This is a genomic window from Effusibacillus pohliae DSM 22757 (assembly GCF_000376225.1).
GTDB classification, from domain to species: domain Bacteria; phylum Bacillota; class Bacilli; order Tumebacillales; family Effusibacillaceae; genus Effusibacillus; species Effusibacillus pohliae.
In genome coordinates, this window is the sequence record NZ_AQXL01000066.1 from 1 (window position 1) to 7,381 (window position 7,381).

General features: G+C 46.2%; 7 protein-coding genes and 1 pseudogene. All 8 read right to left on the reverse strand.

The window, feature by feature from the left end:
- Positions 1-662 precede the first annotated feature (662 nt).
- Positions 663-929: pseudogene (locus tag C230_RS0101360) on the reverse strand (transposase); the annotation flags it as partial.
- A gap of 109 nt (positions 930-1,038) precedes the next feature.
- Positions 1,039-1,782, reverse strand: coding sequence for a glycerophosphodiester phosphodiesterase (locus C230_RS0101365; RefSeq protein WP_018130285.1), 744 nt, complete (start codon positions 1,780-1,782; stop codon positions 1,039-1,041).
- A 67-nt stretch (positions 1,783-1,849) separates the two neighbouring features.
- The gene (locus C230_RS0101370) at positions 1,850-3,136 is read right to left on the reverse strand and encodes an ABC transporter substrate-binding protein (protein WP_018130286.1); all 1,287 of its coding nucleotides are present in this window, start codon (positions 3,134-3,136) and stop codon (positions 1,850-1,852) included.
- A 45-nt stretch (positions 3,137-3,181) separates the two neighbouring features.
- Positions 3,182-4,009, reverse strand: a complete 828-nt coding sequence (locus tag C230_RS0101375; protein ID WP_018130287.1) for a carbohydrate ABC transporter permease — start codon at positions 4,007-4,009, stop codon at positions 3,182-3,184.
- 19 nt (positions 4,010-4,028) lie between these two features.
- Positions 4,029-4,895 carry a carbohydrate ABC transporter permease gene (locus C230_RS0101380; RefSeq protein WP_018130288.1) on the reverse strand — a complete coding sequence of 289 codons (867 nt, stop codon included), beginning with the start codon at positions 4,893-4,895 and terminating at the stop codon, positions 4,029-4,031.
- A complete protein-coding gene (locus C230_RS0101385) occupies positions 4,892-5,968 on the reverse strand; it encodes an ABC transporter ATP-binding protein (protein WP_018130289.1) in 1,077 nt (358 codons plus the stop codon). Before C230_RS0101385 ends, C230_RS0101380 begins: the two co-directional genes overlap by 4 nt.
- 36 nt (positions 5,969-6,004) lie before the next feature.
- Positions 6,005-6,610: an HAD-IA family hydrolase gene (locus C230_RS19060; protein ID WP_083910400.1), complete on the reverse strand. Its 606-nt coding sequence runs from the start codon at positions 6,608-6,610 to the stop codon at positions 6,005-6,007.
- Positions 6,611-7,381 (reverse strand): IS66 family transposase (gene tnpC, locus C230_RS0101395; protein WP_018130270.1); only part of this gene is annotated, 771 nt, incomplete at its 5' end.

Sequence of the window (7,381 nt, forward strand, 5' to 3'; positions counted from 1 at the left end):
AGACGTGGCGAGAACTCCGTAATCTCATGGAACAAATCCACTTGGTCGAGTACCAATCGGTGGATGGAACCGTACGGCAACGCACGGAACTTACATCGGAACACCAGGCAATTGTTTCTGCTCTCGAATTGCCGGAACCCCAGAAAATATGGGGTATATCGATAAAGTAAGCCCCAAAAAACGTAGATACACGCCAAGTTATCCACAGACCGCCTCAACCCTTGTCCCGCTTGGGTTGAAGGCGGTTTGTGTATCTATGGACTGTCGAAGCCGGGTCAACTGTTCTCCAAAAATGCGATACCCATATGCGACTCACTTTGTTACCACATGTGTTTTTCGATCCGCTGTGATCCCCCCGACTTGATAACGGTACAACAGGCCGATAAGGATAAATGTATTTGTCAACTGAAATTTCAGCCATTCGATTCGCTCATTTAATCCCGAATTTCGAAAGTGACATAGCTTTAAATTGCTAAAAAAGTGCCCTAATCTTTGGTAGAATGGTGTTTGTCGGAAACAACATCACCCAAAGAAAGGAGCACCTGTTAGGCCCCCACGCCGCTACTGCGGCAGATGATGAAAATCGGGCAGTTGCGGTATAATCAACTTGCAGCTGGTGAAGGCAGGTCGTGACTTCATGGTGCTTGCGAGCCCGATAGTTAGGGGTTTTCCGTAATCTGTCGAACGGTTTCGCGGTCGCTTAGACCCAAGAGCTCCTGAATGATGAGGGCACCGAGTGCTACACGGACGGAGTAGGCCTTCTGTCCCTTCGTGAAGCATTTGAACCATTCACCGTAGTGTGTCTCCACTTTCCACCAGGAGATCATTTGAGCGAGTTTGACCCAACGGTTCTGTTTATTCAACTTCCCACCAAATGGGAGGAAAAAGTCATCCGGCAAAAGAATTTGTCGCTCGGTGGGCCAATACAAATTAACCACCTCATGTGCACGGTTTTTGAATGGTTTCACGCAAAAGCCATGCACATGATTTCGATACAAACACTCCAAAATCCTTGTGGTTCAAGGGTTTTCGAACCGTTCAGCAGTTCCTACATATTCTTCCCTGCAAATTAAACCAGCGATCCGGATTGTTTGTGCAAATGGCGATCCTGTCATCGATCATTGCAACTTGTTGCATATGCTCTGGATTATCAATCGTCCACGCGATACATTCAATCCCCCGGTCGAGCAAAGGGTAAACAAACTCCTTGGTTAAATAGGGATAACACATTGATAAAATCGTTGCTCCCGTCGCCTCGAGCTGTTCGTTAACGAGCACCGGCAGGCCGTAAATAATGAGACCTCTTTTTAGATCGGGCGCCAATCTTGATAGTTCCCTGATGGTTTCGTGATTAAAAGAAGTTATAATAACCGATGATTGCATTTCGTATTTGTGGACCAAAGCAACGACACGTTCCTCAATCCCGTGATATATACCACCTGCCCGCTTGATTTCAATGTTAAGTTTCTTTTTCCCCTTCACCATTTGCAGCACTTCTTCCAGCGCGGGAATCGTTTCCCCGGCAAATTCCTCACCAAACCATGCTCCGGCATCAAGCTTTTTCAATTCCTGCAAAGTATATGCACCAACCGGTCCCGATCCATTTGTGGTCCGCTCAAGTGTATAATCGTGCATCAAAACAGGAATTCCATCCCGACTCATTTGCACGTCGAGTTCGATCATATCGATATCCGGATGTTCGATCGCTTTCCGTATTGCGGAAAATGTATTTTCCGGCGCTTTGCCGGACCACCCTCTATGAGCGATACATGGATTGTTCATTGATTTTGCCTCCCATTTTTCAAGAAAAAGACCGCGAAGTCTAACCGCGGCCTTTTACTCTTGCAATTTATTTCTTCAATAATTGATTTGCTTTCTCCACCGCTGTCTTCATTGCATCTTCAGGTGTTGCTTCACCGAGGACCGCACGTTGAATTTCATTCATGATCACTTCTTGCAATTCCTTGTAACCAGGTGCCGCCGGACGAGGCTGTGCGTATTGCAACTGATCGACAGCCACTTTAAATTGCGGTTTCTCAGCAAAGAACTTTAGCATTTCCTCGCTGTTAACGGCAGAAGTGCGGACCGGCATATAGCCAGTTTGTTGTGACCAGAAGATCGTTTGTTTTTTATCGGTCATCCATTTCATGAACTTCCAAGCTGCATCTTTCTTTTTGGACTTTGCCAGCATTACCAGGTTGGCACCGCCTGTCGGAACACCGTAGGTTTCTTTTTTCGGCAAGAAGGCTGTGCCTACCCGGAATTTCGCTTTATCCATCAAACTATTAAGGCTTCCCGTAGAATCAAAAATCATTGCTACTTTGCCGTTGATAAAGTCGTTTTCCGCAACCTCCCATGCGTCGTACTTCGCGCCCGGAGGCATTTTCATAGCACCTTCATCAATCATTTTCTTCCAGAATTTGATCGGCTCAACCGCTTGCGGGGAATTCACTAACGCCTGCTTGCCGTCTTCACTTAAAATTTCCCCCCCATTTTCCGCTACTAGTGCTTCATAGAACCAAATATCGACCGGTGTTGAAAAGCCCCATTCAGTATCTTTTTTGGACAGTTTTTTCGCAAAGGATTCTAACTCATCCCATGTTTTTGGTCCGTTCTCATCGAGACCGGCAGCTTTCAGCTTGTCTTTGTTAATGTAAAGGATCGGGGTGGAACGGTTAAAAGGCAAAGCGTAAAATTTATTGTTCCAGGTCGAGTTGCCAAGCAAACCGGGGATAAAATCATTTTTATCAATCCCGTCTTTGCCTGTGATATAAGGTGTAAGATCTTCAAGCGCCCCGTTGTTCGCGAAGGAAGCAACGGAAGCGACTTCGATCATCGTTACATCCGGTTGGTTGCCCGCTGCAATGGCTGACATAACTTTCGCGTGGTTTGTATAATAATCCCCTTGGAATGTGGCATTCACCTTGACTTCTTTCTGGGATTGGTTGAATTCGTCCACCATCTTTTTAATGACTTCACCGTTTTTACCGCTGAGCGAATACCAGAAATCGATCGTGACAGGCTCATTGCCGTCACCCGTACTTGCCGCGGGAGGCGCCGATTTACTGCCGCATCCGGATAAGAGTGAACTTGCTACTAAAACTGGTGCCAACATTGCAATAAATCCTTTTCTCATAGATGATCCTCCCGGTAAATATTTTGACTCGGTTATTTTGATTCGTTATTTAACACTTGAATAGACAAATGCTTTGATAATTTGACGCTGGGCAATCAAATAGACAATGAGAATCGGAACAACCAAAATCATATTGCCGGCCATCACAATGTTCCAGGCAACACCTCCTTCAGATGCTTTTAACCGGGCAATCCCTACAGGCAGGGTTCTCACAAGATCCTGGTTTGTCATAACAAGCGGCCAGAAATAGTCATTCCAGTGATAAATGAAACTGAACAGTCCGAAGGTGACGAGAACCGGCCGTGCCATGGGGACCATGATTTTCCACATGATTTTCCATTCGCTTGCTTGATCAAGACGCGCAGCTTCAAGAACCTCTTCAGGTACCTGCATGAAAGCCTGTCGCAGCAGAAAAATTCCAAAAGCGCTTGCCGCATAAGGCAAAATCAACGGTACATAGGTATTAATCAATCCCCAGCCGCTCATCTGAATAAAAACGGGAAGAAACGTTATCTGTGGCGGAATCATTAACGCGATCAAAGTCAACCCGAAAAGAACTTTCGAACCTTTAAACTGATAACGGGCAAATGCGTATGCTGCAGGCACGCCCGTGACCAATTGCAAGAAGAGAATCGCCAACGTGACCAACAGACTGTTGAAAAAGTAAGTGATAAAAGGGCCGGACTGCCACGCCTGAACAAAATTTTCCCAGTGCACCGTTGAAGGCAGCCACTTCGGGGGAAAGACAACCGCTTCCCCGAGACTTTTCATGGAAGTGAGAACCAACCAAGCAAACGGAAAGAGAAATATCAGAGATACAACCACAAATCCAATCCATTCCACGATTTTAATTGCTCTGTGCACAACCCCCATTGAAATCACCCCCTGACACTTAGCGGTAATGGACTCTCTTTGCCAAGAACTTAAAATGAACAATCGTTACGATCCCAACCAGGACTAGGAGAACTACGCCCGCTGCCGAGGCATAGCCGATTTTAAAGAAATCAAATCCGTTTTGATAAATATAGAAGACAAGCATGTTTGTGCTGTTGACAGGTCCTCCTTGCGTCATAATTTGTATGGTGTCAAAGACCTGAAATGAGTCGGTCGTATTAATGATGAGCAGAAAGAACAGTGTCGGTGACAGCATCGGAATTGTAATTCGTGTGAGCTTGCGCCACCAGGGTGTTTGATCCAGTTCAGCGGCTTCGTAAATTTCTGTTGGAATACTCTGCAGACCGGCGATAAAAATCAGCGTGTTATATCCGACGATCTTCCAGACACTGACGAGAATCAGAGCATAAATGGCCGATTTTGTATCCGCCAGCCATTTCAACGTGGGAAGCCCAAATAAGGAAAACACCCAGTTTAACAATCCATATTGCGGATCCATCATCCACATCCACAAGAGAGACACGGAAACGAGCGAGATAATATGCGGACTAAAAATCGCTCCCTGCAAAAAACTGTACCGCCTGCCTTTTCGATTGAGCCAAAGAGCCAATAAGAGCGAAATAACCAGTGAGATCAAAACGGTGAATACAGTATACAGAACTGTATTGGATAATACCTGCAGAAAATCGTGACTCCGAAATAGCTCTTTATAATTCTCAAATCCAATGAACGTTTTCGTCGGGCTGATCAAATTCCAGGAAGTGAAGCTCAAATAGATCATGTAAAAAATCGGATAGATAAAAAACAACAGGAAAATCACAAGGGCCGGAGTCGTATACAGGTAAGGCAAAAGTCGTCGAATCACAGGAGTACACTCTCCGTTTCCGGCAAAACATTTACAGCGGGGCTGGGAATCCGACTTCCCGCCATATCAAAGAAATGAAGATCCTCATACGGCAATTCCACTTGGATTTTATCCGGAAAGAAACTGTCACCATAGCACTTTACACTTAGACGTCCAATACATGTGTCCACGTAATAAAGTGTCTCCGCTCCCAACATCTCACGAGCAATAATAGTTCCATTCAAAACAATCGACTGTTCCTCAGATATGTTCTGGCCCATACGATGCAACCGGATTTTTTCCGGTCGGATTCCCACTGCGTGAACTTGAGCGGGTTTCAACAGTTTCAGGTTCAACCCGGTTGTCCAAATAATATTCATCGGTGGGCTCCCGATAAATTCGGCAACAAATCGGTTGGCCGGTTGATGATAGACTTCCATAGGGCTTGCAGCCTGCTGAAGTTCGCCCTTATTCATAATGACGATCTGGTCGCCCATCGACATAGCTTCCACCTGATCATGTGTCACGTAGATAAATGTAGTACCTAATTTTTTGTGCAACTCCATTAATTCAATCCGCATTTGTTGGCGCAACTGAGCGTCAAGATTGGAGAGAGGTTCGTCCATTAAAAAGACCTTGGGCTTTTTCACCATGGCGCGTGCAAGAGCTACACGTTGCCGCTGGCCCCCGGATAATTCGGATGGCTTTCGGTCGAGATAATCGGAAAGTCCCACAACTTCCGCTATTTCCGCAATCAACCTATTTCTCTCTTGTTTTGGTACTTTCCGGTTCTTTAGACCAAATTCAATATTTTCTTTGACGGTCATTGTTGGGTAAAGGGCATAATTCTGAAAAACCATTGCGATATCCCGTTTTCCGGGTTCCAATTGATTGACATTCCGGTTATCGATCAGGATTTCGCCGCTTGTAGGCTGTTCAAGACCGGCGATCATACGAAGTGTTGTCGATTTTCCACAGCCAGACGGCCCCACGAGCACAGTAAATGAACCATTTGGTATGGTTAAATCCAACCCTTTGATCACGGTTTGGTTATTGAAAGATTTCACGATCTGTCTGAGTTCCACTTGCGCCATTAGGATTCACATCCTTTTTTAGTATCACTGACAGCATCACCCATGCAGGGTGACTTCTGCCTTCCAGAAGGATTGTCTTTTAACAGTTGCAAGTTCATGCATGAACTCCAAAAAATTATCAAAATGGTAATCAGGAACTACAACTTTCCAATCAGCCTTACCATACCATTCGAGTACTGCACTTTTTACCTTGGCAGCAGAAGCCGCCAACACATCATACTTGGAATCACCGATCATTAGAGTTTCTTCCGGCTTTGCTCCAATTCGGACCATAGCTTGTATAACCGGCTGCGGAGACGGTTTCCCTTCCTTTACATCATCCAAAGTGACGATAGTGTCAAAGAAAGGAAGAATCTGCCCGAGCTCTAATCCCCTAACGGTAAATTCACGCTTTTGATTGGTTACAACTCCAAGGCGATATCCTGCGGCTTTCAAATGTTCCAACCCAGCTTTCACATCCGAGAAGATACGCACTTTTTGATCATAGTTTGACCTTAGATGTTCAAAATAGGTTTCCAAAATTTCCTCTTTAGCAAATTTCCCGCTAATAGTTGTTTCGATCTGTCTTAAGAAGTCATCAAGCGACTCTCCAGTAAGCGTAAAAAAGTCCCCACCTATGTATTCGATGGGGACTCTGGTAATCTATGATTGAACCATTCGGCATTTTGCCGGCAGTGAATTTGACCAAGGAAGAAAGTGATCTAATGCCGTTGGATCTTTCAGATCAGCCAACTGCGGGAGCTCTTCAAACAGCCAGGTCAGATATTGAAACGGGTTGAGACCATTTTCCTTCGCCGTTTCGATGATGCTGTAGATGGTCGCACTCGCTTTCGCTCCTCGCGGTGTGTTACTAAACAGCCAGTTCTTTCTGCCCATCACAAACGGCTTGATGGAGCGTTCACTCCGGTTATTATCCAATTCCAGCCGGCCGTCCTTCAAAAATGCCTCAAGCTTCTCCCATTGGTTCAGGCAATAGTGAATCGCCGTTCCCAATAGACTCTTCGGCAGAACATTGGATTTCTGAGCACGAAGCCATGCCAAAAAAGCATCCACTACAGGGCGGCTGCGCTCGGTTCGGATTTTGAATCGCTCTTCAGGCGAGGCATCCTTGATGTCACGCTCAATGGCAAACAGACGGTTGCAGAAGTCCAGTCCTTCACGCGCGGTGACGGCTGCCTTCTGCTTGCCGTCCGGCAATGCCTTCAGTGCCTCATCGAACTTGCGTCGGGCGTGTGCCCAGCACCCGACGAGCGTGACACCGGCTACCTTATGATAACCCGAGTACCCATCGACATGCAGGTAGCCGCGAAAACCGGATAAAAAGTTGCGCGGGTGATGCCCGCCCCGGGTTTCCTGGTACTCGTAGAGCACGATCGCCGGACCTTCCCGTCCTGTGCGATACAACCACAGGTA